The 26008-nt window shown below is 43.9% G+C and carries 31 protein-coding genes; 12 read left to right on the top strand and 19 right to left on the bottom strand.

Annotated elements, in window-relative coordinates; genetic code table 11:
- Nucleotides 1–30 precede the first annotated feature (30 nt).
- The 5 genes from MKY35_RS25680 to MKY35_RS25660 all read right to left on the bottom strand — a co-directional run bounded on the left by MKY35_RS25680 (nucleotide 31) and on the right by MKY35_RS25660 (nucleotide 5099).
- Nucleotides 31–459 (bottom strand): hypothetical protein, encoded by a 429-nt coding sequence (locus MKY35_RS25680; RefSeq protein ID WP_342445187.1) that lies wholly within the window; start codon nucleotides 457–459, stop codon nucleotides 31–33.
- Between the two features lie 153 nt (nucleotides 460–612).
- Complete coding sequence (locus tag MKY35_RS25675) at nucleotides 613–2553, bottom strand: ABC transporter permease (protein WP_342445186.1); 1941 nt, start codon at nucleotides 2551–2553, stop codon at nucleotides 613–615.
- Nucleotides 2543–3304 carry an ABC transporter ATP-binding protein gene (locus tag MKY35_RS25670; protein WP_342445185.1) on the bottom strand — a complete coding sequence of 254 codons (762 nt, stop codon included), beginning with the start codon at nucleotides 3302–3304 and terminating at the stop codon, nucleotides 2543–2545. The genes MKY35_RS25675 and MKY35_RS25670 overlap by 11 nt, the downstream gene beginning before the upstream one ends.
- Before the next feature lie 102 nt (nucleotides 3305–3406).
- A complete protein-coding gene (locus MKY35_RS25665; RefSeq protein WP_342445184.1) occupies nucleotides 3407–4411 on the bottom strand; it encodes a sensor histidine kinase in 1005 nt (334 codons plus the stop codon).
- Nucleotides 4404–5099: a response regulator transcription factor gene (locus tag MKY35_RS25660; protein ID WP_029518848.1), complete on the bottom strand. Its 696-nt coding sequence runs from the start codon at nucleotides 5097–5099 to the stop codon at nucleotides 4404–4406. The genes MKY35_RS25665 and MKY35_RS25660 overlap by 8 nt, the downstream gene beginning before the upstream one ends.
- A 190-nt stretch (nucleotides 5100–5289) precedes the next feature.
- Here MKY35_RS25660 and MKY35_RS25655 point away from each other — a divergent pair, with 190 nt between their 5' ends.
- Both MKY35_RS25655 and MKY35_RS25650 read left to right on the top strand, forming a co-directional pair.
- Nucleotides 5290–5919 (top strand): YfbR-like 5'-deoxynucleotidase, encoded by a 630-nt coding sequence (locus MKY35_RS25655; RefSeq protein ID WP_342446713.1) that lies wholly within the window; start codon nucleotides 5290–5292, stop codon nucleotides 5917–5919.
- Nucleotides 5920–6093: 174 nt separating this feature from the next.
- Nucleotides 6094–7080, top strand: a complete 987-nt coding sequence (locus MKY35_RS25650; protein WP_029518846.1) for an aldo/keto reductase — start codon at nucleotides 6094–6096, stop codon at nucleotides 7078–7080.
- A 160-nt stretch (nucleotides 7081–7240) separates the two neighbouring features.
- On the opposite strand, the gene MKY35_RS25645 is transcribed toward MKY35_RS25650, so the two are convergent.
- The 7 genes from MKY35_RS25645 to MKY35_RS25615 form a co-directional block, all read right to left on the bottom strand.
- Nucleotides 7241–7540 carry a spore coat protein gene (locus MKY35_RS25645; RefSeq protein WP_342445183.1) on the bottom strand — a complete coding sequence of 100 codons (300 nt, stop codon included), beginning with the start codon at nucleotides 7538–7540 and terminating at the stop codon, nucleotides 7241–7243.
- Entirely contained in the window at nucleotides 7537–7746 is a 210-nt protein-coding gene (locus MKY35_RS25640) for a hypothetical protein (RefSeq protein ID WP_029518844.1), read from the bottom strand. The genes MKY35_RS25645 and MKY35_RS25640 overlap by 4 nt, the downstream gene beginning before the upstream one ends.
- Before the next feature lie 32 nt (nucleotides 7747–7778).
- Nucleotides 7779–8915, bottom strand: coding sequence for a zinc-dependent alcohol dehydrogenase (locus tag MKY35_RS25635; protein ID WP_342445182.1), 1137 nt, complete (start codon nucleotides 8913–8915; stop codon nucleotides 7779–7781).
- The gene (locus MKY35_RS25630) at nucleotides 8912–9292 is read right to left on the bottom strand and encodes a spore coat protein (protein ID WP_342446712.1); all 381 of its coding nucleotides are present in this window, start codon (nucleotides 9290–9292) and stop codon (nucleotides 8912–8914) included. The genes MKY35_RS25635 and MKY35_RS25630 overlap by 4 nt, the downstream gene beginning before the upstream one ends.
- A gap of 40 nt (nucleotides 9293–9332) precedes the next feature.
- Nucleotides 9333–9584: a spore gernimation protein GerQ gene (locus MKY35_RS25625; protein ID WP_342445181.1), complete on the bottom strand. Its 252-nt coding sequence runs from the start codon at nucleotides 9582–9584 to the stop codon at nucleotides 9333–9335.
- 54 nt (nucleotides 9585–9638) lie between these two features.
- A complete protein-coding gene (locus MKY35_RS25620) occupies nucleotides 9639–11183 on the bottom strand; it encodes an FAD-dependent oxidoreductase (protein ID WP_342445180.1) in 1545 nt (514 codons plus the stop codon).
- A 183-nt stretch (nucleotides 11184–11366) separates the two neighbouring features.
- Nucleotides 11367–11990, bottom strand: a complete 624-nt coding sequence (locus tag MKY35_RS25615; RefSeq protein ID WP_342445179.1) for an acetate uptake transporter — start codon at nucleotides 11988–11990, stop codon at nucleotides 11367–11369.
- 216 nt (nucleotides 11991–12206) lie between these two features.
- On the opposite strand from MKY35_RS25615, the gene MKY35_RS25610 reads away from it, so the two are divergent.
- The 3 genes from MKY35_RS25610 (at nucleotide 12207) to MKY35_RS25600 (ending at nucleotide 14206) form a co-directional block, all read left to right on the top strand.
- On the top strand, nucleotides 12207–12563 hold the full coding sequence (locus tag MKY35_RS25610; RefSeq protein ID WP_342445178.1) for a nucleotide excision repair endonuclease: 357 nt from the start codon (nucleotides 12207–12209) through the stop codon (nucleotides 12561–12563).
- A 109-nt stretch (nucleotides 12564–12672) separates the two neighbouring features.
- Entirely contained in the window at nucleotides 12673–13617 is a 945-nt protein-coding gene (locus tag MKY35_RS25605; protein ID WP_342445177.1) for a YafY family protein, read from the top strand.
- 67 nt (nucleotides 13618–13684) lie between these two features.
- The gene (locus MKY35_RS25600) at nucleotides 13685–14206 is read left to right on the top strand and encodes a DinB family protein (protein ID WP_080658672.1); all 522 of its coding nucleotides are present in this window, start codon (nucleotides 13685–13687) and stop codon (nucleotides 14204–14206) included.
- Here MKY35_RS25600 and MKY35_RS25595 read toward each other — a convergent pair.
- The 3 genes from MKY35_RS25595 to MKY35_RS25585 are packed head-to-tail and all read right to left on the bottom strand — an operon-like array spanning nucleotide 14139 to nucleotide 16058.
- Nucleotides 14139–14675, bottom strand: a complete 537-nt coding sequence (locus tag MKY35_RS25595) for a Crp/Fnr family transcriptional regulator (RefSeq protein WP_029518835.1) — start codon at nucleotides 14673–14675, stop codon at nucleotides 14139–14141. The genes MKY35_RS25600 and MKY35_RS25595 overlap by 68 nt on opposite strands.
- 36 nt (nucleotides 14676–14711) lie before the next feature.
- On the bottom strand, nucleotides 14712–15452 hold the full coding sequence (locus MKY35_RS25590; protein WP_342445176.1) for an SDR family oxidoreductase: 741 nt from the start codon (nucleotides 15450–15452) through the stop codon (nucleotides 14712–14714).
- A gap of 27 nt (nucleotides 15453–15479) precedes the next feature.
- Nucleotides 15480–16058 carry a TetR family transcriptional regulator gene (locus tag MKY35_RS25585; protein ID WP_342445175.1) on the bottom strand — a complete coding sequence of 193 codons (579 nt, stop codon included), beginning with the start codon at nucleotides 16056–16058 and terminating at the stop codon, nucleotides 15480–15482.
- 292 nt (nucleotides 16059–16350) lie between these two features.
- Here MKY35_RS25585 and MKY35_RS25580 point away from each other — a divergent pair, with 292 nt between their 5' ends.
- Nucleotides 16351–17130, top strand: coding sequence for a YheC/YheD family protein (locus tag MKY35_RS25580; protein ID WP_039271962.1), 780 nt, complete (start codon nucleotides 16351–16353; stop codon nucleotides 17128–17130).
- 115 nt (nucleotides 17131–17245) lie between these two features.
- On the opposite strand, the gene MKY35_RS25575 is transcribed toward MKY35_RS25580, so the two are convergent.
- Together MKY35_RS25575 and MKY35_RS25570 are read right to left on the bottom strand one after the other, a co-directional pair.
- On the bottom strand, nucleotides 17246–17956 hold the full coding sequence (locus MKY35_RS25575) for an SDR family oxidoreductase (protein ID WP_342445174.1): 711 nt from the start codon (nucleotides 17954–17956) through the stop codon (nucleotides 17246–17248).
- Nucleotides 17957–17988: 32 nt separating this feature from the next.
- Complete coding sequence (locus tag MKY35_RS25570; RefSeq protein WP_165145600.1) at nucleotides 17989–18540, bottom strand: NAD(P)H-dependent oxidoreductase; 552 nt, start codon at nucleotides 18538–18540, stop codon at nucleotides 17989–17991.
- A gap of 161 nt (nucleotides 18541–18701) precedes the next feature.
- Between MKY35_RS25570 and MKY35_RS25565 the strand changes: the two genes are divergently transcribed.
- Entirely contained in the window at nucleotides 18702–19052 is a 351-nt protein-coding gene (locus tag MKY35_RS25565; RefSeq protein ID WP_342445173.1) for a helix-turn-helix domain-containing protein, read from the top strand.
- A 163-nt stretch (nucleotides 19053–19215) separates the two neighbouring features.
- Nucleotides 19216–19704 carry a hypothetical protein gene (locus MKY35_RS25560; RefSeq protein WP_165145603.1) on the top strand — a complete coding sequence of 163 codons (489 nt, stop codon included), beginning with the start codon at nucleotides 19216–19218 and terminating at the stop codon, nucleotides 19702–19704.
- An 87-nt stretch (nucleotides 19705–19791) separates the two neighbouring features.
- Here MKY35_RS25560 and MKY35_RS25555 read toward each other — a convergent pair whose 3' ends face one another.
- The gene (locus MKY35_RS25555) at nucleotides 19792–20532 is read right to left on the bottom strand and encodes an SDR family NAD(P)-dependent oxidoreductase (protein WP_342445172.1); all 741 of its coding nucleotides are present in this window, start codon (nucleotides 20530–20532) and stop codon (nucleotides 19792–19794) included.
- A gap of 157 nt (nucleotides 20533–20689) precedes the next feature.
- Between MKY35_RS25555 and MKY35_RS25550 the strand changes: the two genes are divergently transcribed.
- Entirely contained in the window at nucleotides 20690–21595 is a 906-nt protein-coding gene (locus tag MKY35_RS25550; protein WP_342445171.1) for a LysR family transcriptional regulator, read from the top strand.
- 92 nt (nucleotides 21596–21687) lie between these two features.
- Here MKY35_RS25550 and MKY35_RS25545 read toward each other — a convergent pair whose 3' ends face one another.
- Complete coding sequence (locus MKY35_RS25545) at nucleotides 21688–22557, bottom strand: GyrI-like domain-containing protein (protein ID WP_342446711.1); 870 nt, start codon at nucleotides 22555–22557, stop codon at nucleotides 21688–21690.
- 249 nt (nucleotides 22558–22806) lie between these two features.
- On the opposite strand from MKY35_RS25545, the gene rlmN reads away from it, so the two are divergent.
- The 3 genes from rlmN (at nucleotide 22807) to MKY35_RS25530 (ending at nucleotide 25658) form a co-directional block, all read left to right on the top strand.
- The gene (rlmN, locus tag MKY35_RS25540) at nucleotides 22807–23904 is read left to right on the top strand and encodes a 23S rRNA (adenine(2503)-C(2))-methyltransferase RlmN (protein WP_023991003.1); all 1098 of its coding nucleotides are present in this window, start codon (nucleotides 22807–22809) and stop codon (nucleotides 23902–23904) included.
- A gap of 139 nt (nucleotides 23905–24043) precedes the next feature.
- Complete coding sequence (locus MKY35_RS25535) at nucleotides 24044–24745, top strand: dihydroorotate dehydrogenase electron transfer subunit (RefSeq protein WP_029518821.1); 702 nt, start codon at nucleotides 24044–24046, stop codon at nucleotides 24743–24745.
- Nucleotides 24726–25658 (top strand): dihydroorotate dehydrogenase, encoded by a 933-nt coding sequence (locus MKY35_RS25530; RefSeq protein WP_025719854.1) that lies wholly within the window; start codon nucleotides 24726–24728, stop codon nucleotides 25656–25658. Before MKY35_RS25535 ends, MKY35_RS25530 begins: the two co-directional genes overlap by 20 nt.
- Nucleotides 25659–26008: the final 350 nt, after the last annotated feature.

Raw genomic sequence — 26008 nt, 5'->3', positions numbered from 1 at the left:
ATTCACACGAGCCTCTGTAGAGGCGAACCATTAACTTGCTTCAAGTATGGTATAAATACCTGAAACTACACTAAATACAATCCCGCTCACTAAAACAAGGATTTGCTTCTTATTGAGATCCAGCGGATCAAAAAAGATGGGTAATAGCCATTTTAGGGTGATGACAGCCCATAAGCCCTCTAGTAACCCTAGCATCAACACCTTTTGCCCCCAGTGAAACTTCATTTGCGGTGTTAGCGGACCTGCTAGCATCAAATCACCTGAGGCACGGATATTCCAGAAAACGATAACCATGAATACAACAAGAGTTAATAGAGTTGACATAATATAGGCGATATATTTTTTAGCCTTTTTCGTAAGTTTCGGCGATTTTTTAAACTCAGGCAAGCCAATCAGGAAAAAAACGATTCCCATAAAAATAGCTGCGCCTATAAAGGAACCGAGTATGATATTGGCCACGATGCCGATGCCATTGATGATTAATAATAAAATAAGCTCTCCCCCTTTGGGGTTACGATGATAGTTATTTTATTGTACATGTAGGAACGAAAATGCTCAAATATTTGGAGAAGCCCCAGCGCTTTCGCCTAGGGCTTTTTTGCTTTTTGCTGATTATAATGCTGATTTAATGACCTTTTTATAATACACGATAGATAGCACCCCAAAAATGGAATATAGGGCGGTGTACAGCACCATAACGATGATCATAGGCATCCAAATTTCGGTTCCAAACAAGAACCAGCCGGATTGAACGGCGAAATAGCTGTGTGATAGGCCAATCACTAATGGAATACCGAAGTTAAAGAGTTGTTTTATTTTAATGCCTCGAAGCAGGTCACTTTGGGTGAACCCTAACTTTCTTAACACCGTATAATTGGCTTTTTCGTCTTCGCTCTCATCCATTTGCTTAAAGTAAAGGATACAGCCTGATGTAATGAGAAAGGTGAGTCCTAAAAAGCCAACTACAAACATGATCACTCCCATGTTCCGCTTCTGATTGCTGCCCATTTCAAGGCGGGATGTTTGTTGATCATTAAAATTCGCAGCTGCAAAGAGGCGATCGGCTTCTTCAATCTGTGCTGCATTTATCATATCAATTCCAATATATAAGGATGACTTCTTTTGGATCTCTGGATTTACATCTTTCTTTAACCGCTCAAAGATGGTTTCGTCTACAATGGCAGTGGGTACTCCCCCGGCTGCAAAATAGTAGGGAATGACATAATCCTTTTTTAGACCCACATATTGTTGAGGTATGACTTCTGTTTTCCCCTTCAAATCCAAGGGGCCAAAGTCTTTCAAGGACATGAATTTCTGTAACATATCATTATAGCCCGTTAAAACCGTTTGGCCTGGAGTTACATCCGTACCCTCCACAGATTGGTCGCTTACGACAGGCAGTGTCATGGAATCCGTACCATCATTTAATTGTTCCATAGGAGTCTCCATAATTTGCGCTGTCTTCACACTGACTTGAATCACTTCAATTTTCTTTTCACGATACTTTATATCATGCTCATGAAGTAACGCTTTGAATTTCTCCGCATCCGGTACATTCGTCATGGCAAAATGGGAAGGTACATTGTCCTCAGCTGCTTGATCCGCAGAATAATAGGCGATATAGCTTAAGGAAAGTAAACCGATGGCAAGTGCCGATACTGTCGTAATAATGGTCAACAACAAAGCATTGGACTTCATGCGGAACATAATGGACGAGAGGGACAGCACCTCATGGATGTTTAAATATCCGCCTTTACTCTTTCTGATGATATTGGAAATAAAACGGATAGATCCTTTATAAAAAAGGAGTGTTCCGATGATGACAGTGCCCAAAATAAACACCATAGCCATAAACAATTCATTTATGGATGTAAAGTCTCCACCAAATAATTTGGAGGAAACATAGTAACCTAAAGCGATGAATGAGATGCCAATGATCCCGATGATCATCTCAAAGATCGATATTTTCTTGATTTTCCCTTCGGTGGTTGAGGTCACTCTGAACAAGGACAAAATACTTTGTCTTTTGATAAAAGAATAATTCATGAGCATGATCAGCAGGTAGATGACAACAAAAACGATGAGTGTTTGAGTCAGTGCTTGGTTAGAAAAATATAGAGTGGCAATGGCTTCGACGCCCGTCGTCTTAAATAAAATCATGATCACTAATTTGGAAAAGGAGAATCCAACCCCAATTCCTATGAATAGTGAACTGAAGTATAGAATTAAGTTTTCAGCACTCAGGATGCGAAAAATTTTGTTTTTAGTCATTCCGATTAATTGAAATAGGCCAATTTCTTTGCTGCGTCTTTTTATAAAGATATTATTAGCATACAAAAGGAAGATGCAGACAATAGCGACCAGTAAAACGGATGCTGCGCGTATGGAAGCTGCACCTTTAACAGAACCCTTCACTTCGTCCATGGAGGGATCGTACTGTAATGTGACAAAAGCGAAATAGAGCGCAACACTGAAAATGAGGGCAAAAACATAAAGGTAATAATTTTTCAGGTTTTTTTTCAAATTCTTTAGAATGAGCAGATTAATGTTCATATTGGACCCCGCCTAAAACCCCTTGGGTTTTCATGATATCCTGGAAGAAGCTTTGTCTTTCCTGCTCACCTTTGTGAAGTTGCGTATACATTTGTCCATCCTTAATAAAAATAACCCGACTGCAATGGCTGGCAGCGACAGGATCATGCGTGACCATAATAATGGTTGCTTTGCGTTTTTGGTTCAACTGGCCCAGCTTGTTTAATAAATCGGAAGCCGATTTGGAATCCAGTGCACCCGTAGGTTCATCGGCGAAAATAATACTGGGCTCATGAATAAACGCTCTGGCCGCTGATGTACGCTGTTTCTGTCCACCCGAAATTTCATTGGGATACTTATCTTTCAACTCATAAATCCCCAATTCTGTAGCCACTTCCTGAAATCTTCGGTTGGCTTCTTTTTTAGGCGTTTTGGTGATGGATAACGGTAAGAGGATGTTCTCCTTCACCGTTAGCGTATCCAGCAGATTATACTCCTGAAAAATAAAGCCTAAATGCTCTTTGCGAAATTCAGCCAGTTGCTTTTCTTTCATTTTCGTCATTTCGATATCATTGATTCTAATGGAACCTTGGCTCACTTTATCAATAGAGGAAAGAACATTCAGCAATGTGGTTTTACCTGAACCGGAGGCTCCCATAATACTGACAAATTCCCCTTCTTCAATAAAGATATCTATTCCCTTCAAAACCTCCTGCATATTGAACTTATTACCGTAGCTTTTACGGATTTTATGAGCTTCTAAAATGTTCACTTCGATGCACTCCTTATTGTTCTTGTAGCCTTATTATAAAAATTGAGCCGATGTTTTTCCTTTGATTGGGCGAACAATACATAAAAGCATGTGACATCTCTGTCACATGCTTACCACACTCACGAAATCATTTCGTTTGGGAAAAATTAAAGTGAAGGTTGTACCTACGTTCGGTTTGGAGTGCACATCTATATGTATGAGCAAGGTTTGTGCTGCCTTTTTCGTTAAATATAACCCCATACCCGTTGAAGTGTGATCAGAATGTTGGGTTGTGGAGGTAAAACCTTTCTCGAAGATACGGGGTATATCCTTCGGATCAATACCGCGTCCAAAGTCTTGAACCTCAAGCTGTATTCGATCCCTTTGTTCATAGCTGTGAATGATAATATCACTGGCATCGCTATATTTGATGGCATTGGTTAAGAGCTGTCTGATGATAAAAGCCAGCCATTTGGCATCACTCAGCACTTCCATGTGCTCAAGTTGGATGTCAAAACCGATCCCCTTTTGGATGCACCATGACTGTAATGCTTTGATCTCTTTAAAAACCAGAGATTTTAAATCCACTTGCTCGACATACAGATCATTTTCAATAAAAGATATTCGTTTGTGATGGAGCTGCTGATCCAGCAGTAAGTGAATTCGTAGCCATTCATAGGTTAACTGAGCTTTTAGGGACTTGTCGTCCAACCGCTCAATCATCAAATGCATGGTGGTCAAAGGTGTTTTTACCTCATGAATCCAGGATAATAGTTCATCTTTTTCATGTTCAAGTGTCAATTGATTTTGCGAGATGATCTGTTGTAACCGTTCGTTCTGGCCCGTGATTTTTTGTTCAATGATTTGCTCAAACGGACTCTCCGGTTCGCCTATACCCGTTAGTTCAAGAGAACTCTCCCATTTTTCTAGTGTGGTATAGAACTTGGTTTCCTTGGGATAACGAATGATTAAAAAAACCAAGAAAATCATCATCGATAAGAAGACGATATAAAGAATCGGCATTAACGGAATTGCTGCATCCACATAAGCAATGAACAGGATCAGGAATTGCTGACACATAAACAGTAGAATCCAGCTCCGCCTCTCTATAAGGTATTTTTTAATCATAGGCAGGTGCCTCTTCTGTAGCCATGTAGCCTTGCCCGACTTTCGTTTCAATGAAACGGCCCAAATCCAGCTCGTCCAATTTTTTGCGCAGGCGGTTCAAGTTGACGGTCAGGGTATTGTCGCTGACAAAACGTTCATCATCCCAGAGGCTTTTAATTAATTCCTCACGTGCAACAATTTTATTTTTTTGTTCGATCAGCAGCTTCAAAATAAAAATCTCGTTCTTGGTTAATTCGATGGAGCCAGTCTCATTGGCTACTACATTTTTTTCATAGTCGACCGTTGCGCCACACCATGTTTTAAGGGAGACAGGTTCTGTATTGTAATTATATACGCGGCGGAGTGTCGCCTGTAATTTGGCAATGAGTACATCAAAATGAAACGGTTTTTGGATAAAATCATCCGCTCCAAGCTGCATTGACATCACCATATCCGTAGGATGATCCCGTGAAGATAAGAAGAGGATGGGGACGTTAGAGTGGGATCGAATCATTCGACACCAATGAAACCCATCAAATTTCGGCAATTGAATATCTATCACGACCAGATCAGGCTTTATCGTTGTGAATTCCTGAATGACTTTATTAAAGTCCTGGATGCCATACACATCATAGTTCCATTGAGTTAACCGATCCTTCATTTCATGGAACAAAGTTTCATCATCTTCAATTAATAAGATTTTGAACAACGAATTCACCACTTTATATTTTTTTCAGGATTTTGCAAGTTCCTCTTTTATAAAGTGTATAGCAAAAATTGTGTATATGCTACATGTGTGAATTCCACTTGATATTGCGATAATCTGCTGTTAATAGTTGAGGTTTATAGTGGGATTTAGATTGACTATCTCATATATATATTAAAGGATGGATGCAATGATGGGGATTCACACGTATTTTCGGTCGCTAAATGAGCTGGAAAGAATCATCCGTTGTCCGGGTAAGTTTAAATTCGAGGAACACAGCGTATCGGCACATTCTTGGAAAGTCGTACAATACGCCAAAACGCTGGCTGATATTGAAGAGAGAAATGGTGTCCGTATTGACTGGAAAAAGCTATACGAGATTACGAGCAGTCACGATTACGGGGAGATTTTTATTGGAGACATCAAAACGCCAGTTAAGCACTCCTCTAAGGAACTACGATTATTAATCCAACAGGTCGAAGAGGGTATGATTGAGTATTTTATTGAAGAGAATATTCCCGAGGATTTTAAGGCTATTTTTCGCAAACAGCTAAGGGAAGGTAAAGATGATTCTGTAGAAGGTTTAATCCTTGAAGTTGCGGACAAGATGGATCAGGTATACGAAGCATTTGCAGAACTTCAGCGGGGAAATACGGAAAAAGAATTTATAGTCATGTACCGTAATGCACTTGTAAAAATAAAGAATATTCAATTACACTGCGTTGAGTATTTTTTGGGAAATATCCTGCCCGATATGGTTAAGGAAGAAACGCCTTCATCCATTGATATCAAGAAGATTACGGAAGAGGCTTTAGCTCTGTAAATGAATTTCCCTACCATCCAGAAGCTACCGACCGCTTCTGTTCATACATAATAATTCTCGTTTCAAAACCAGACAATGCTTGACTTCAAGTTAACTTTAAGTAGTAACATACGGAATGTGACGTGGTGCTTAGGAAATACGATGACTATTCTGACAATTTAGGAGTGATAGAAATTGAAAAAGAAACAACTGGGTAACAGTGACCTTCAAGTATCTGCACTGGGTCTGGGCTGCATGGGAATGTCCGAATATTACGGTGAGTTGAATGAGCAGGAGTCGATCAAAACACTTCATCGTGCGCTGGAGCTAGGGATAAACTTTTGGGATACTGCCGATGTCTACGGTGTGGGGGAAAATGAAAAACTGATTAGCCAAGTCCTGCGGAGCCGCCGCGACGAAGTCGTATTAGCCACTAAATTTTCCATTATGCGTGGGGAAGATGGCGCATTTATGGGTGTAAGTGGCCGTCCCGAATACGTAAAAGAGGCATGTGATCGCAGCCTGCAAAGACTGGGTGTAGATGTGATTGATCTGTACTACCAGCATCGTGTTGATCCGAATGTGCCTATCGAGGAAACAGTTGGTGCGATGAGTGACTTGGTTCAAGCGGGAAAAGTCCGCTATTTGGGGCTGTCCGAAGCTTCTCCTGGGCTTATTCGACGCGCTCACAAGGTACATCCGATTACAGCGCTGCAAACGGAATACTCCTTATGGAGCCGAGAAGCAGAAGATGAAGTTATACCGGCGTGTAAGGAACTAGGCATCGAGTTTGTGGCCTACAGTCCACTTGGACGCGGCTTTTTGAGCGGACAAATTCAGAAGTTTGATGATTTTGCAGAAGATGATTTCCGTCGCTCTGTGCCACGTTTTCAACCTGAGAATTTCCAGAAAAATCTGGATCTCGTGCAGCATGTTAAGGACCTTGCCGCCCAAAAAGGGGTCAAACCTTCTCAACTGGCGTTGGCATGGCTGCTTGCGCAAGAGGGAATTGTACCGATTCCAGGAACCAAGCGGGTTACGTATTTAGAGGAAAATGCAGGATCCGTCGATGTTGTTTTATCCGCACAGGAAATGGAAGCTATTAACGCAATTATTCCAAAAGGAATGGCAGCGGGTCTTCGTTATCCTGCAGAACGGATGCCGAATTGGCAAGCCGAATAATTAAGATAACATGTTAATCCCAAAAGCCGCCCTTAACGCGTATCGACGTGAAAGGCGGCTTTGTGGGTTTACATATACTGCTAAGGGTTGGGTGTGCTTTTAAAATTCCCAAGGGACGTCCTACGGGCAGGAATGTACGACCGAAGTGAGCGTCCTATCTTTATAAAATGGGGGCTTGCAATGCAGTATTGATATTTTGTAGATCCATCGAAAGCTGCTCTTTTACGTTCCAAGGGTGATACCAGCCACGTTCGATCATGTATGTTGAAATCTGCTCATGCATATCAATAGCCTCATCCAGTTGCTTCGTAAGAATAGCTTTAATTTCTGGAGTTCCCGCTTCTGTTACAGCCATAGCGTAATTTCTCACACCGCTTTTGGCCGCGTTCAGAAAATCGGCTGCAATGACTTGGTCCGTTAAGGTATGCAGTCCGGTCAAATGCTCCAACAGTGTATTCATGGCTTAACCTCCTGTGAGATGGCTTGATCTAAGAGGGTACCGAGTTCTTGTAATTGGCGGGTCGATAAGTCAACATCCTGCTGTAATATAGCTTTGAGAGTTGGATCAGAGATTAATGCTTGCATGGTTTTAGACTTGGTAAGACACACTGTTTTGAACGCTGACAATTCATGGACTTCAAGGGTTTCGTGCAGGCCATACACCATATGACGTTTACCTCCAATGCTCCAATATATAGTTAAGGTTTAAGTACAACTTTGATGCAATTGTCCTGTCTGGTATCAAAAATTTCATATCCACGTTTGGCGTCGCTTAACGGAATGACGTGTGTAACAACGTCTCCTGGGTCCACCTTTCCCGTATCAATCAGCTCATACATATATGGCATATAGTGAATAACGGGAGCCTGTCCCGTACGTAAATTAACATTTCGCTGAAAAATGTCTCCCATAGGAAAACCGTTATATCGACCGCCGTAGACTCCGGTAACTTGAATGGTGCCACCTTTGCGCACAGCTTGTGTAGCTATGACTAGTCCTCCTAAAGCTCCGCCGTGAAGCTTGAGACCGGAAGCGAGAGATTCCAGCGGAGACATTTTACCGCTCATGCCGGAGCAGTCAATAACTACGTCTGCGCCTCCTTTGGTTATCTCTTTGAGGTAGTTGCCGACGTTTTCTTGCGATTCTACATTAACAATTTCCACATGATTTGTACGCTTCGCATGTTGCAGACGATAATCCAGGTAGTCTGCCGCAATGACTCGTTTTGCACCCTTGAACCAGGCGAACTTCTGCGCTAGCAGACCTACCGGCCCACAGCCAATAACAATGACAGTATCCCCGTCCGTTACCCCGGCATTATCGACGCTCCAGAACGCAGTGGTCATGGCATCAGAGATCAAGCAGAGCTTTTCGTCAGGATGTTCACAACTCTCCGGAATTTTGAAGTGAGTAAAGTTGGCAAAAGGCACACGTAAATATTCAGCTTGTCCACCCGGATATCCACCGGTTGTTCCTGAATAGCCGAAAAAACCGCCCATTTCTCCATGCTCATTAGAATGGTCACATTGACTTTCCAATTGGTTTTTACAGTAAAAGCATTCACCGCACGCTATGTTGAACGGAATGATCACGCGGTCTCCCTTTTTCAAGTTGGTTACGCCGCTGCCGACTTCCTCTACAACCCCCATCGGCTCATGACCAATTACATAATCTTCCTGTAGATTCGGAATCATTCCATGAATGAGATGCAGATCTGAACCACAAATAGCGGTTGTCGTCAGTCTGACAATCGCATCGTCGGCTTTTTGAATACTTGGGTCCGGAACCTCTTTAACCACAACGTTTTTGATACCTTGGTAGGTCACTGCTTTCATGCCTGGTTTCCTCCCATATGTTCGTCCGGCGTGCGATCAAACATACCCTTGCGGGTGGTATCATCTGGGAACAGTTCCATTTTGCTGATGTCCACCGTCTTGTTGGCTGATAGCTGATCCAATGGGTACTGCTTTTGCAGATCATATGGATGAAACCATTTTTTTCGTACCATAAGATCAGTAATTTCCTGATGAAGAGCGATGCCTTGATGCAGTTGATTGCGCAACAGAGTTCTGGCATCTGGAGAGACGGTTTCCGTCAAGGCTACGGCTGTATTTCGAACCCCTTCCTTGACGCGAATCAGAAAGTCCATCGCAAATGTCATGTCTGCCATTTCCGGCATGTTTAATGAGTTTTTTGGATCCACATAATCCATTTTAGCGGACTGGGTCTGATCTAATGTCACATCATTCACCTCAATTTAATATTGGTGTGGGACGGAATTCTGGTACAGGTGCCTGAAACGGTGCCTTGGCATAGATTACTTGCAAATCGGCAATAGCTTGTATAGATTGCTGAACATCTTTTTCCATTAAATCCTTTAGTTCTTGATCGAATACCAAGCCTTGCATTAATTTGGATTTGGCTAAGCATAATGTTTTAAAATTAAGCGCTTCGTGGATTTCTAAGGACTCATGCGCCGCTAATGTAGACTGTTGGTTTATCATCGGATCACCCTTCTTTTATGCTTCTCAAAGGTATGTTATCCAGGCTAACTAGGTTTATTCATAGCTATTTTCAACCTTGCCAAGTGCTTTTTTGGCCGGTCCTTCAATGACTTCGCCTTGATATGAAAAGCGAGAGCCATGACAAGGGCAATCCCATGTTCTTTCTGCCTCATTCCACTCGACTTCGCAACCCATATGGGTGCATGTTGTGTCCACTAGGTGCAATGCTCCTTGTGGGTCTCGGTATGCGCCCGCTCTTTTGCCGTTCACCCGGATGACCGCCCCTTCGTCGTGTTCCAGTTCTTCGGCTTTTTTGTAGCTGATGTCTAACTTCCCAGCAATCAAATGTTTAGCCACATTTGCATTTTGAGTTACAAATGTTTTAATGTCGGGGTCCATATGAAACCTTGAAGGGGAGAAAAGATCCTGGTAGGGGCTTTCCTCTCTGGTAATCAGATTCGTATTTAATAAGGCTGCCGCTACACTTGTGGTCATCCCCCATTTTCTATAACCCGTAGCAACGAGGATGTTAGAGGTGTTAGATAGTTCCTGCCCAATATAAGGGAGCTTGTCTAGCGTATACAAGTCTTGGGCCGACCAGCGATAAACGATCTCCTTTAATCCAAATGTTTGCTCCGCGAACTTTTGTAAAGCTTCATAGTACTGGAAAGTACAGATTCCTTGTCCTGTTTTGTGGCCTTCCCCACCGACGATAACCATTGGTTCTCCGTTTACCATTACGGAGCGAAGTGAACGTTTTGGGGTTTCTGCACTTAGATACATACCACCTGGATAGATTTTATCGGTTTTGACCGCGAGTACATAAGACCGCTCGGCATGCAATCGCGCAAAATAAAGACCGTTGGGATCATTGAATGGAAAATGTGAGGAGGATACGACATGGTTGCAGGTAATTTTCTTTCCGTCGCTGGTTGTAATGATGGCAGGTTTTCCTTTTTCAACATCTACAACGGTGGTTTGCTCATAAATTTCCCCGCCCTGACGGATGACTTGGTTTGCCAAATATCTTAAGAAAGGTACAGGATTAAACTGGGCCTGGTTTTTCATCTTAATAGCTGCTTTAGTTGAAAACGGCAGAGGCGTTTGTTCGACATAACTTCCCGGGATGCCAAGTTGCTCGTAAGCTTTATATTCGTCGGCAATTTTTCCAACATACGTATCTTCACATGTATAAACGTAGGCATCTTCTTCTGTAAATTGACAATCGATATTAAACTCTTCTACCGTTTGTTTGATAAATTGAAGAGCGTTGTGGTTGGCTTCGTAATAGAGTCGGGTTTTTTCCTTGCCAAAATGGGAAATAAACTCGCTGTAGATCAAATCATGCTGTGCGGTAATTTTGGCGGTAGTATGACCGGTTGTCCCATGAAGTATCCGCCCTGCGTCGACGACGGCGACGTTTAATCCTTTTTTAGAAAGTAAATAAGCAGTGGTAATACCGGTAATCCCCGCACCTACAATGGCAACATCCACCTGAATATCCTCACTAAGTTTGGGGAAGTTAGGGATGTCAGTGGAAGCTAACCAATACGATTCGGGAAATTGCGGAAATGCGATACGAGATTTGCTTTGTGTCATTTTTACAAAAACCCCTTTGATTACAATTTATGTATATTGTTATCATTGTGGGGGTTTATATTCACTAAACGACTCTCTTTAGTATTTTTTTGATACAGGAGGGAGTGATGGAAAGGAAACAAAGCCGTCCTTAACGCGGATCGGCGCGAAAGGAGGCTTTGTGGGTTGGGTTTAAATATGCAGCTAAGGACGTGGTTTAAAAATGCCGAAAGGACGTCCTACGGGCAGAAATGTTCGGCCAAAATGTGCATTCAGAACGGCAGCTCCTGTACCGTACAGCGAGAGTAGACCGATGCCCATTTCAGCATAAGCAGCGATGGTATGGAACACCTCTGGGGCAACGCCGAATGCATCGAAGCTAAGGCCGAGGAATAGAAAATCAATCAACACAAAAATAAAAAATAGGACCTTGTGCGTCTCCATGGCTCCAATGGTCATGAAAAGCGTAAAGATGAGATAGCCGACAAAGGCAAAGCCAAGCTGTTTGCCATCTACAGCAGATGCCAGCTCTGAGCCGAATACGCCCATTTTAATCATCCAGCTACTAGCTACGGCTAACCAGAAGAAGGCGTAAGCACCAAATGCCGTCATGCCAAAGGTATTGTTATGCTTTGCATCCTGAATGCAGGCAAACAGCTGTGCAAAGGCACCAAGGAAAATAGCCCAAGGGATAATAAAGCTCAAGCCTTCAGTGAGACCAAGCTTTTGGGATGAAGCTACAAGTGTTACAATAGCCAAGCCAAACAGGCCGATCGCACTCGGATCGGCCGTTATGATTTTTACGTTAGCATGAGATTCATTTTGCATGAAAAAATAGAAGCCTCCAATAATGTTCAAGTACGCGTCAATCTGCCGATGCCAGAATCACACTGACATATTGTAACGGAAACCAACCTACTCGCATAGTAGGTAAATCATAAAAATTTTACGATCTGTCTTGTGATGGGGCAAGGATTTATTAAATGGTGTTACCGCAGGATTTGTGATAATATTTACACCTATATAGAATGAGGAAGTGACATAGTGATTAATATAACAATTCCAACTCCGGATATCACGATTACCAAACAGGTTAACCCTGAGCTCAGCCATATTTACGGGTTTACCGACTTTCACCTGATCCCTAGAGATAAGGCTGGCGTCTTTATGTTCTACAACGCACAGGAGGAACTGCTGTTCGTTGGTAAAGCGAGAAAGTTAAGACCAAGAATCAAAAAGCATTTTGAAGATAACGTATCGCCGATCAAGGACAAGCGGAATGAGGTAGCGATTATCGAGGTTTGTATTGTAGAAGATGCGGTAGAGCGAGAAATTTATGAAACCTACATTATCAATACACAAAAGGCTAAATATAACGTTGAAAAAGTATTTTTTAAGTAATGGAGTAACTTCCGTATGAAAAAAAGAGCAATAAGTCGCAGTGACTGTACTGCCCTTATTGCTTTTTTGTATTTCTGCATTTTAGATCCTTCCAGAGAGGGGCCATGGTATGAACAAAACAGATCGTTTGCTAGCGATCTTGCTAGAGTTGCAGCGTAAGGATATTTTACGAGCCGAGGATTTGGCAGCTATATTCGAAACGAGTGTGAGAACCATCTATCGGGATATCCAGGCTCTAAGCGAATCGGGCGTACCAATTGTAGGAGCACCGGGCATTGGATATTCCTTGATGGAGGGGTATTTCCTGCCCCCAGTGAGCTTTACCGCAGAAGAGGCTGTGGCGTTGCTAATCGGGACGGATTTTATCGAACAAAAATTTGATACAGACTACGGTATCAAGGCGCAAACCTCCCGCAGGAAGATTGAAGCCATTTTACCAGAGAGCGTCCGCAGGGAAGTTTCCCGGGTGCGTACAACCATGAGATTGCTCGCTGTGGGTGAAGGGGCAAACCATAGAGAGAAAACCTACTTGGAAACGCTGCGTCTTGCTGTATTGGAAAAACGAATGGTACGGTTTGGTTACTCCAAAAGAATGCCAGAGGCTGACGGGAATCGTCAAAGTGTGCGTGTGGTCGCTCCCTATGGTCTGGTATTGCTTCGTGGTTCGTGGGTATTAATCGGGCAATGTGAATTGCGGCAGCAGCTTCGCCATTTCCGTCTGTCACGTATGGACGAGCTTATGGTACTGGAGGACAGGTTTCATTTGCCTGTCGATTTTCATTTGCAGGATTATAAGCAAACCGATGACCGTCATGTGACTGTTCGCATACTAGCACGTTCCGATATCGCAGATAAGGTGAAGGAAGCGAACAACTTTTATATGGAGGCTATAGAGGAGCGTGCAGATGGATTGCATATACTTTTCCGCGTCAGACAGCCGGAGGAATTACTGCAATGGATACTTGGATGGGGCGCGGATATGGTTGTGCTGGAGCCTGAGTCGCTCCGGGAGCGGGTACGTGCGGAAGTGGAAAAAATGTTGAAATGCTACTGACATAATGCTGTCAGTAGCATTTTTGTATAGTAAAGCTACTTTAATAGAGAGGGGCAGTTACTAATATATGAATACAACCGAAACATTGCAGCGTTTTGAAGAAACGGCACAACACTATCTTCTTGAATTGGACAGCTTTAGCTTGGAGCAATTGCAGTACACACCGCAGGAGGACCAATGGTCGCTTGGACAAATGTATCTTCATTTGGTGAACTCTGCTCTATATATGCACCTGAAGAACATTGATGTTTGTCTACAGCCTAATGGGGAGACAGGGGTTAAAACGGAGGCGGGTACGGCCGTTTTTAATCTAGGAGGATTTCCGCCCATACGTATCCAAGTTCCGCCATCTCCGCAGTATACTCCCCCACAACCGACGAGCAAAGAAGAAATTGTGGAGGGTTTAAATGCTGTGATCCGTAAAATGAGAGAGATTGAGCCGATCGTTGGGAAATCAACAGGGCTTTCTACCGTCTCTCATCCCAGATTCGGCGCGTTGAATGCTGGAGAGTGGTTTTCGCTCATCGAGATGCATTATCGTCATCATCTTTTGCAGAAGGAGCGCTTGAAGCACGCAATAGCCGATTAATCGTCTCCCGGCGTAGCCCGATAAACTGGCCGATTTCCTCCTGCGTCAGCACGTCCGTTAACGTGGCGGGTGCGATGTAGGAATGGAACCAGCGTTGAAGCTTCCGAAGCTTTTCGGCAGGTGACACCTCGGTGAGCTGGTCAATTCGTTGCTGCATCATGCGCAACTTATCCTGTAGCTGTAAAGCGATAGCCCGACATTGAGTCGGGTCTTGCTCCAGCGCCTGATACCATTCCTTTTGTGACAGAACCTCAACCTCAGAGGTTACCAGCGCCACTGCTGTACCATAATAAGGATTGGGGCTGATCAGGGAGTGGTGCGGGATGATTTCATCGGGCACAATCACATTAACTAAAATTTGCGAGCCGTCTTCATGGACTCGGACAATTTTTAACAAGCCGCTCTTTAGATGATATAAAGGGCCGGATTCTCCTTGTCGAAATAAGGTCTCGCCTTTGTGTAACATCATGAACGTAATAACCTCCATTCCATGTATTCCAGCTTTTTAGATGAACCCGCCATTGACGCGGATTGTCTGCCCGGTAACCCACTGTGATTTGGCGCTGACCAGAAACTCAATCACATCAGCGATATCTTCCGGTTCGCCGAGCCGACCCATAGCATTCATTTTTTTCATGCCTTCGATTTGCTGCTCGGTTTTTCCAGCTTGGAAAAGCTCGGTGTTCACAGGACCGGGAGCCACGGCGTTGATCGTAATTTGTTTGCTTCCGAATTCCTTGGCTAGCTGACGGGTAAATTGCTCCACTGCGCCCTTGGTACCTGCGTATACGCTATAGGTCGGGAACATTTGTCCGATCACGGATGTGGACAGGTTCACGATTCTTCCGTAGTTCTCCATATATTTCATGGCTTGCTGACAGGCAAAGAAGGTGCCCTTTACATTCAGTGCGAATTGTTGGTCAAAATCAGCTTCGGTTACCTCAGCCAGAGGTTGGGTGATCATCAGCCCAGCGTTGTTAACCAGAATATCCACTTTACCGAATTCAGCAATCGTATTTGTAAATAATGCTTCAATATCACTCATTTTGCCCAGATCAGCGTGAAGTGCTATGGCTTTGCCGCCTTTTTGAATAATGCTCTCCACGACTTTTTGAGCTTTGTCCGGACTGCTGGCATAATTGATGACTACATTAGCGCCCAGATCAGCCAGTTGCTCGGCAATGGCACGTCCAATTCCTCTAGAGGACCCGGTGATAATTGCTGTTTTTCCGTCCAAATGCTTCATATATGTTTTGTTCCTTCCATATCTATTTTAAGTGATTCCTTTTTCTAAAAGCATCCACACCTCCGAAAACTCCTGATTAATCACGGGATTCTTCCATTCGTAAGCATGAGCGGGGTGATGAAAACGGGCTGTGGCATAGAAAAGGGTACGCGCCAGTTGGGCTGGCTGATCTGATATGATGTCCCCGCGTGCAATGATATCAGCGAGCTGATCCACAATGTGGGCGATATGCTGGTCGATTAAATCAGCCGCTTGCTCGGTGACCCTCGTATACATCTCAAACATTTCCTCGTCGTCGCGGGCATAATACTGCTTAAGTTCGACCAAGGTCTGTATATATCGTTTTAAATGTGGCGTTCCCAGTATAGATGAATTCTGACAGACCTCCGTTAACGGGCCGATAATCTTTTCATTCAGCCATTTTTCGGTCACGCCTTCAAGAAGCTCGGCTTTACTTTTAAAGTGTCGGTAAATGGTGCCATGACTTACTCCCAATACTTTGGCAACATCGGTCACGGAGGTTTTGGCTATACCAAAACGCCTAAGTGTGTCTTCTGTAGCGATAAGAATCTGTTCCTTGGTTAGCACATCTGAGGATTTTTCCATAGGGACACGGTCAAGTGCCGTGTGAGTCACCTCCTTGAAGTCAGGATAACATAAAGAGTATTGAATGACAAATATACGTTTTTGTCATTTGATACTCTTTTTTTAAAGAATCCAAAGAAGTGAACAGAAATACTACAATAACGATTCGATGACAGGATCAATTGCACAGGGCTCCGTTGTTACTTCAATCCATCTCTCTCTTGAAACCAAAGAAGACTCGACCTAGAGAAAGTAGGAGATTTGCCTCTTCATAGCAAACTGTGGCATTCGCCGTTACCAAGATAGAATATAGATGCATATTCATGTAGTGTGTGCAAAAACCCAACAGAATCGAGGGATATTCGTGCCCATTGGAAAGATGATTCAATACAAGGAAATGCGACAACATCCCATTTTACGTTCTCACTTGCCCGAAACCCGCTGGATCAGTAATGCAAGGACTTTACGGATGCTGGATACCTATCGCACAGTCTTCATCAAGCCTAATTATGGGAGTGGAGGGACTGGCATCATACGTGCGAAAAAGCTGGGGAGGAAATATGAGGTTCGTTGTGGCTCCAGTCGAAGAATCGTTAGATCCCACGCTGTAAGAAGAGCAGTTAGAACCTATCGGAGACCTCATCGTCGTTATTTGGTACAGCAAGGACTTAAGTTAGCCAAGTACAAAGGTTCGATTTTTGATGCCAGAGTGTATATGCAGAAGCCGGAATCGGAATGGGTCATTTCAGGAATAACCGGCCGTGTCGCTGCACCTCGAAAAGTCGTTACCAACTATCGGAAGGGAGGACATGCGGCGCCGTTGTCCAAAGTGCTTTTAAGGGTCTTTAAAAATGACAGAACAAAAATGAAAGAGATTCTGGACCAGGTCACCGAGCTTTCTAGAATCATTGCCGACACGATAGATAAAAATCATCCGGTTCGCGAGCTGGGCATCGATCTTGCTATTGAGAAGAGCGGCCAAATTTGGATTATCGAGGCCAATCCGCATCCCGGACATATGTTGTTCAGGCAGCTCCCCAATCACAAGATGATTCGCAACATCTTGAGAAACAAACGTCGTATACATCATTAGGATAAAGTTTGTGAAATCATTCATGGATAAGAAAAGGAGGAGAACGCCCAAGCCAAGGTGCGGGAGCGTTCTCCGTTTTTTTTGGTAAATGACTGACAGATTTAGGACGAAGCTTTTATGTTAAAATGTGTCCGCCATCCACATGAAGGACTGTTCCGGTCACAAACTGATTTTGAATCAAATAAAGTACGCCACGTGCAACATCCTCCGCAAGTCCAACTCGCTTTACAGGAAGCTTATGCGCGACCGTATCATAGAATTGATTGCGTGTATTTTCAGGCATTTTGCTACGGGAAGGTGTATCAATAATGCCGGGTGAGACGACATTTACGCGGATGGGAGCAAGCTCTAACGCCAAGGTTTGACCAAGATTCGAAACGGCTGCATTCACAGCACCGAGCGCAGAGGAGCCAATCATCGGCTTGTAAGCCACCACTCCTGAAAATAAGGTAATGGAACCCTCGGCTGAGAGTTGGGAAGCCCCGTATTTAGCTGCATAATACTGTCCCCAAAATTTGTTTTCGAATAGCTTGCGGGCTTGATCCGTCTCCGACTGAAGGAATGACCCACCTGATGTTTCTGCCGCGCTAACGATAAGATGATCATATGGGCCGACTTTTTCGAAGAAAGATTTTACCTGCTGCTCATCTGACGTGTCCAGCACATATATTGCAGCATGAGGGCCCAGCAGTTCTTTGGCCCTGTGCAATTTATCCTCCGAGCGGCTGGCGATTACCACTTCCGCTCCAAGCGAAATGACTTGCTTAGCTGTTTCTAAGCCAATACCTGAGCTTCCACCAATAATGACAATCTTTTGGTTTTGCAAATGGATTCCCTCCTAGTATTCATCTGGATTTGTTAATCATGTAATACGGCTTGTAGATGTGTATCAAGATCAGCAATAAATTTAGGTATATTTGGATTTTTAATAACATCGTAGCATGCAAAGCTTTTCAAGGGCTTCATACCGAGAAATGTATGCGCAGAATGCAAATGACGGAGTGCAGCTTCTAGACTAGCCCCATTAAAAAATTGAGTTGGATCATTAAAGGCTTTTTCCGGAGCATTCCAAGTTGTGGAGAACATATATTTCTTGTCGGTTAATAAACCTCCGCTCCCATATTCATGAGCACCCGTGAAGAACACACCGTAAGCATAGACTTCATCCATATAAGTCTTTAATAATCCAGGTACGCTGAACCAGTAGATGGGGGTTTGGTAGATGACTACATCCGCCCATAAAAATTTTTCTTGTTCTTCGCTGAGGGTATAGCCGTCTTGAACAGACGTTATTTTGATTTTGTTCTCTTCACTTAAGAGACGCACCATATTGTCTATCAATGTTTGGTTCAATTTCCCTTCAGACGAATCATATTTTTGATGACCGTTAATGATTAGTATATTTTTCATCTCTTCACCTCCTTATATTAGAGAAAACGTTAGTTGCTACAGCGATATTGTATATGTAGTAAGTTTATTTAGGGAAGTAGTGATATTTAATTCATATAGTTTCCCTAAAGGAACTATTGTGATATCATTGGATTTAACAGATAATTTTTGGGGGAGTTCCTATGCACGACCAAGAACCTATTGAATTGACCAAAGGAATACCAGGCAAGCCGTGTCCTATTGCCCAAACACTTGATTTGATCGGAACGAAATGGACTTTTTTAATCATCCGTGACCTGCTTATCGAAGGAACACTGAGATTCAGCCAACTTCAGAAATCCATGAAGGGGATTAGTCCCAAAACGCTTTCCCTACGCCTGAAAGAGCTTGAAGATAACGGTCTGTTAGAGAGAAAGGTATATGCCGAGGTTCCCCCGCGTGTTGAATATTCGTTAACGGAAAAAGGGAAGCGACTTGAAGGTATTTTTATTGAGCTGAAGAGATTTGGCTTAGATTTAAAAGCAGATCATTGAGGGATATGAACTGCAACATTCCGAGGTATCGTTGAGCTGAACGATGCCTATTTCTTATATTCTAAAAAAGAAAACGTTTTCCAAAAAGTTCACAGAAAGTTCACTTATGTGGAGGTTTCGACTATTTATATAATTACCAAGGTACACAGAAGGGATGATGGAATTGCCAACAACGAAGAAAGAAGATTTTTATTTTGGTTTCATGATGTGCTTGGGGATGGTCGTATTCATGACATTTTATAATCTATATACAAATGACTTGATTGGCACAATCTCTCTAAAAGTAATGTTTCTTCAATTTATTTTATGTTTTATCATTGCTTTCGTATTGGAATTATTTATTGTCGGTCCATTAGCAAAGAAAATAGCCTTCTCATTACCATACGATAAATCGAAGAAGGTATTTGTGATTCTGTCCCTTTCATGCTGTATGGTTATTGGAATGGTTCTCTGTATGTCACTTTATGGATTGGGGACAGCTTACTTTTTTAATGGTCTTTCGGGAGATTCATTATTTAAAAATTACTTATCTTTAGTTTTTAAGAATTTTATTTTTGCTTTCCCTCTGCAGCTCTTAATTGTAGGGCCGCTTGTTCGGTACTTATTTGCTAAATTCGTGAAAGGTACACGAATTGCGGTATCTTTAAGCTAAAACGTAGTCGACGACGGTATACGATAGCTCAAAAGCCGCCTTCTGTCTGAGAAGGCGGCTTGTTTTTACCCAGAAGTGATAGTATCTTTACAGTGTTTGTCCGCTGTCCACCGTAATGATCTGGCCTGTCATGGCTTCCTGTTCCAAAGCAGAGCAGATCATGCTGGCGATATCTTCGGGCGTGGAAATCCGCTGTAGCAGCAGATGAGGAGCCAATGTTTTCATTTGTTCTTCTCTGCCTGACCACCATCTTGTCGCTACAGCTCCCGGCACGATGCAATTGACGCGAATATCCGGCGCAAGTGCCCGTGCTAAAGATTTGGTCAGCCCGTGGACGGCCGCTTTGGATACCGCATAGGGAAGCGAGGAACCTAGCCCTGTTTGCCCTGCTATACTTCCCAGATTGACGATAGCTCCTTGTTTACTACGCTTCATAAAAGGAGCTACGGCTCTGGCACAGTAAAACATGCCTTTTACATTTACATCAAACAGATCATCCCATACCTCTTCCGTGGCTGCCTCCAGATCATCCATCGGAATGTGATGTGTAATGCTAGCGTTATTCACGAGTATATCAATCGTACCGAATTGTTGGACAATCAAGTCAACCATAGTTCGAACTTCCTGATCTCGGGAAACATCTGCCTGTAATGCGATAGCACGTCCGCCCTTTTCAAGGATCATACGTACAGTTTCCTCAGCATCGTTATTAGAGCGGGAATAGTTTACGACTACCGTAGCTTTTCGATCTGCCAAGGCCATACACACGGCTCTCCCAATTCCTGTACCTCCACCTGTAACCAATGCTACTTTTTGATGTAAATCCATATATATTCGCTCCTTCTCCATCCAGTTCATTTGCGTTTGAAAAATAATACGATCTGATATGTATCATTGTAGAGGAGGTATTGTGTTCTGTATAATTGAATTAAATGAATTTACAATTCAATAAAATTGAATCAATTGTGCATACAGGAGTCTGATAATGGACATTAAAACACTCAAAACATTTCAAATGATTGTGAATTACGGAAGTTTTATGCGTGCAGCGGAGGAGTTGAATTATGCACAATCTACCGTGACGATGCAAATACAGAAGCTGGAGTCCGATATGGGAATTCAACTGATCGAACGGGGCAAGAAAATAAAGTTAACTGAAGCGGGCAGGATGTTTTACGAGCAAAGTCTACATATTGTAAAGGATATGGAGCAATTGCAGGAAAATATGGACAATCTGCAAAGAGGAACCGCAGGCAACATTCGTATAGGAGTGACCGAACCGACTGCCAGTTACCGATTACCAGAAATTTTAAAACGTTTCTTAACCCATTATCCGAACATTCGGGTTTCTGTTGAGTTTGGGAATACCCCTGCCTTAAGCGAGCTTATTCTCAAGGGAGATATTGACTTAGCGCTGTGTTCCACACCGGATTTGGGCACAGAGCTATATTTTGAGCCTTTATTTAGGGAGAAATTTGTAGTTTTAATGCCTGAAAATCACTCGCTTGCGGAAAAAGAAAACATTGGGCCGGAGGATTTACAGGGGCAGCGGTTGCTTATTACGTCGGCTACCTGTCCATATCGTCGTAAACTTGAAATGGTCATGAAGGAATATGGAATAACCACGCTAGACACGATGGAAATTGGCAGCATGACGGCTCTGAAATTTTATGTGGAAAGCGATTTGGGTATTGCACTTGTGCCACAAATTCTGGCCAGTCCTATCCCGGCAGGAGCAGCGGTGAGAGAATTAAGCGGCAGCCTGATCGATATGACCTTCGGCCTTCTTTGCAAAGCAACAGACTATCCGCTAAAGTCGGCAGGTTCAAGGCTATATTCTGTGTTGAAGCAGGAGCTTGGGGGATTGCATGCGACCATTAAGCTAGAGTAACGAGTATGCAGGGAAGTGTGTTATCTGTCACCGTACGATGTAAATGCAGTACGGTATAAAACCGACTGCAATACGCAGTCGGTTCGGTTTGTTTACTTTTTCTTAATCGGAATCCAAACTTCACTTCGGTAGTCTTCAGCATGTGAATCTCCCATAGTATACACTTCCAGTTCCGGGCCGCCTGAATGCTCATAATTACTGGCAGGGAACCATTCCTGAAAAATTCTTTGCCATACCTTTTGGATCGAGTGAGGCATAGGGCCGATGGATGTAAACACTGCCCAGGTTGAAGCCGGAATGGTTCTGGATTCCAGCCCATTCGCGGTCGCTACTTCTTCGCTGCCTTCTGCGGCGATTAAGTAACTAAACGTCTCCTCCCCATGCTTGAAATCCAAACAAATACCGAGTATATCGTCGCCTGTTCCCGAGGCATGAATCCGATCTGATGTACCATCCGCATTCAGTTCGTTCCAGAATTTTGGGATTTCTCGAAGATTATCGCCGTTCTTAGTGGTGACTTGAATGGACTTGCCAATGACCGTAAAGGCCGCTTTCTCTACAATTTTGTAATCCATTTCCTGATCTCCCTTCAACGATAGATGGAAGGTGATGCGTGGAAAGGCTTTCAGGTTCACCCCAGGGCTTCTGGCCTCAGAGGGAGAAATACCGTGTACCTTTCGGAACGCTTTAGAAAAAGATTCGGGGGAATCATATCCGTATTTGAACGCTACATCCAGCACCTTGGCAGAAGAAAGACTCAATTCCTGAGCAGCCAAGGTCAATCGACGTTTGCGCACATATTCTGCTACCGTGAAGCCAGTTAGCATATGAAACATACGCTGAAAATGAAAAGGAGACGAATAGGCTGCCTTTGCAATTTCATCGATATCGAGTGGCTGCTGCATTCTCTCTTCCATCAGATCCAGTGCGTTCTTGATCCGAAGCAACCATTCCAACCGCATCACCTCCTTGGTTGTAATCATATCATTAGGAGTATCTGTAATCCTGTCTTTGCGTGCTCTTGTTGAACAGGAAAAACAATGTGCCTGCCCCCTTGTGTTCATAATTAAAATTTGGGACAATGAAAGAGGCGTTTAAATAGCGCAGATTGCTTAAACATGCTATGATGCAATGATCGTTGAGACGAGTCGTGATGGCTAGGGTTTATATATAGAAATACGAATTTGATTGTTTTGAAAAGAGGATCGAACATGAAAAAAGAATCCATTTATGGATTAACGCTAGATCAATTGACAGCATGGCTCATCGAGCATGGGCATAAGAAATCCCGGGCATTGCAGGTATGGGACGCATTGTACCGGAAGCGGGTTACTGATTTTGCAGCGATGGCAGAGGTTCATGAGGATTGTACTCGCCTGTTGGCAGAGCACTTTTCCATTGAAACACTTGAAGAACACGTAAAGCAACAGTCGGCAGATGGGACGGTCAAGTTCTTGTTCCGGCTTCAAGATGGTAATTTAATTGAGACCGTATTGATGCGGCATAAGTTTGGCTTATCTGTATGTGTAACTACGCAGGTAGGATGTAATATTGGATGTAGCTTCTGTGCGAGCGGATTGTTGAAGAAGAGCCGCGACCTGTCCAGTGGTGAGATTGTAGAGCAAATTATGAAGGTCCAGCTGTATCTGGATCAGGAACGCCCGGGCGACCAGGTCAGTCATGTTGTTGTGATGGGAATTGGCGAACCGTTTGATAACTTCGTGAACCTGTCCGATTTCATTCGGGTGATTAAGGATCACAAAGGGCTAGCGATTGGGCCGCGGCATATTACCGTTTCTACAAGCGGATTGGCTGATAAAATCATTGAATTTGCAGATTCAGACCTGCATGTCAATCTGGCGATCTCCCTCCACGCCCCGAATAATGAGATTCGTACTCGCATTATGAAGATCAACCGGGCGATTCCGATTGAGAAACTCATGCAGGCGATTGATTATTATTTGGACAAAACAAATCGTCGAATTACGCTGGAGTACATCTTGCTGAAGGATGTTAATGACGGTAAGGAGCATGCGCTCGAACTGGCTGAGCTGGTGGGCCATCGTCGTAATCTGGCCAATGTCAACCTCATTCCGTACAATCCGGTGGATGAGCATAGCCAATACCAGCGGAGTGAGTCGGAGTCGATTACGGGCTTCTATGATGTGCTGAAAAAACAAGGTATTAGCTGTAGTGTTCGGCTGGAGCATGGAGTCGATATTGACGCAGCCTGCGGACAGCTACGCAGCAAACAAATCCGCAAGGATGCCAAGGGTAGCCGCAATGCGGAGCGCGAAGCCATTAGTTAAATACACAAGCGTACTCTCTAACAGGAGTACGCTTTTTTATATCACGAGCCCAAGGGCGAAACGTTACCCGGAAATGTGAAAATAGTCACGTAATAGTTGCTGCTTTTACGTTATAGTGAGTGGTTAGTGGAGGGGTTATATGGCTAACGTAATTTCGAATGTGGCGCTCGTTCCGGGCATTTATGTGATGAAAATAGAGGGAAAGTTTAAAGGGAACATGGGGCAGTTTTACATGCTGCGCAGCGGGACAGGTTACCCACTGCTGCCCAGACCCATCAGCATTTATGATATCGGGGAAGAGAGTATTTCCTTTTTGTATCGGGTTGTTGGAGAGGGGACAAATTTGTTTTCCCAATTACAGCCTGGTCAGGAAATTCAGTTAGAAGGACCTTTCGGAAACGGTTTTCCGCAGGTAGAGGGTAGTCTGGCTTTAATCGGCGGTGGCATGGGTACAGCTCCGTTGCTGTTGGCTGCAAAGTATTACCCGCATGCGCATGTTTATCTAGGGTTTGCACAGCAAGCCTTCGGGGTTGAAGCGTTCGAAGCTGTAGCGGCATCTGTACAGGTCAAGGTAGGGGGGAGCATCGTCGAACAGATCGATCCGACGCTTTATGCAAATATGTTTTCCTGCGGGCCAACTCCGATGTTACAAGCACTCGCTATAAAAACGGTGGATACGTCGTCCCGCTTATATATTTCAACTGAAAGACACATGGCTTGTGGTATTGGCGCATGTTTGGGCTGTACGATGCGTACCCGTGGAGGCAATCGGAGGGTATGTAAAGAAGGGCCTGTATTCCCGGTGGAGGAGGTGGAGTTCGATGATCTCCATGGCGTGTAATATTGCGGGTGTACCGTTCAAGAACCCGATCATTATGGCTTCCGGTACGTTTGGATTCGGACGGGAGTATGCGGAATTTTATTCTCCTGAATTATTGGGTGGTATCGTCGGCAAGGGACTGACTCTGCATCCGAAGGCTGGTAATACGGGATCACGAATACATGAGACAGCATCCGGCATGCTCAATAGTGTGGGGCTGGAGAATCCGGGTGTTGCCGCCTTTTTGAAGGATGAACTGGATGACATGACTCACTGGAACACGGCTGTTATTGCCAACGTGGGCGGTTCCAATCTGGAGGAATATGTTCAGGCCGTAGCGATGATTACGGAAAATGCACAAAAGCGTCGCACGATGAACCGCAGAGGCGTTGATATGCTGGAATTGAACATTTCATGTCCCAATGTAAAGCAGGGTGGAATGCAATTTGGTATCCAGACGGAGGTAGCGCGGGAGGTTGTGCGTCAGGTGCGCAATGTGACGGCGCTTCCGTTAGTCGTCAAGCTGTCTCCCAACGCAGAGAACATTACGCAGATGGCGGTTATGTGCGAGGAAGAAGGCGCAGACGGAGTTTCGCTGATCAATACATTTTCTGCGATGAAAATTGATATACGCCGGCGTCGCAGTGTCTTCGCCAACACGTATGCAGGTCTTTCCGGCCCGGCAATTAAACCGATTGCTTTGCGCATGGTTCACCAGGTGGCACAGGCGGTGTCGATTCCGGTGATCGGGATGGGCGGGATTAGCTCAGTGGAAGATATTATTGAATTCACCATGGCAGGTGCCGCTGCCATTCAGGTAGGAACGTACAATTTTGTCCATTTACATGCAGGGGCCGAGCTGGTACATGGCCTTGAACAATGGATGCAGCGGGAAAAGGTGCAGTCATTGGATGAGATACGGGGAATTTTGTAAATTTGGAACCATTTTGCATACACTAATTCATATGAGGATTTTGCAAAATCCTGATATAAAGCCGGCTTGTCTTTTAAAGACAAGTCGGTTTTATTTATTTTACTGAAGTAGCCAAGCTTCAACTAGGTGTTAATATCGCATTTGCTCAAGATGAACGAAATTTGCCTTTCCAGCCGATGAATGGTTTGCGAAATAAGAAGGAAATTGTCAAACGATGTCGAATAACAAGGGATTATAGGGAAAGAAATAGGCTCTTATTCCTAATGGAGAGCTTAACAAAAAAGCTAGGTGATGGGGTTGCGGTCAAAAAGTAAGTCGAAATCGAGACGACAATTCAAAGTTTCGCTACA

The sequence above is a fragment of the Paenibacillus sp. FSL L8-0638 genome, from assembly GCF_038593075.1.
GTDB classification, from domain to species: Bacteria; Bacillota; Bacilli; order Paenibacillales; family Paenibacillaceae; genus Paenibacillus; species Paenibacillus polymyxa_D.
Note: the sequence above shows the minus strand (reverse complement) of the source record. Positions and strands in the feature narration are given on the sequence as shown.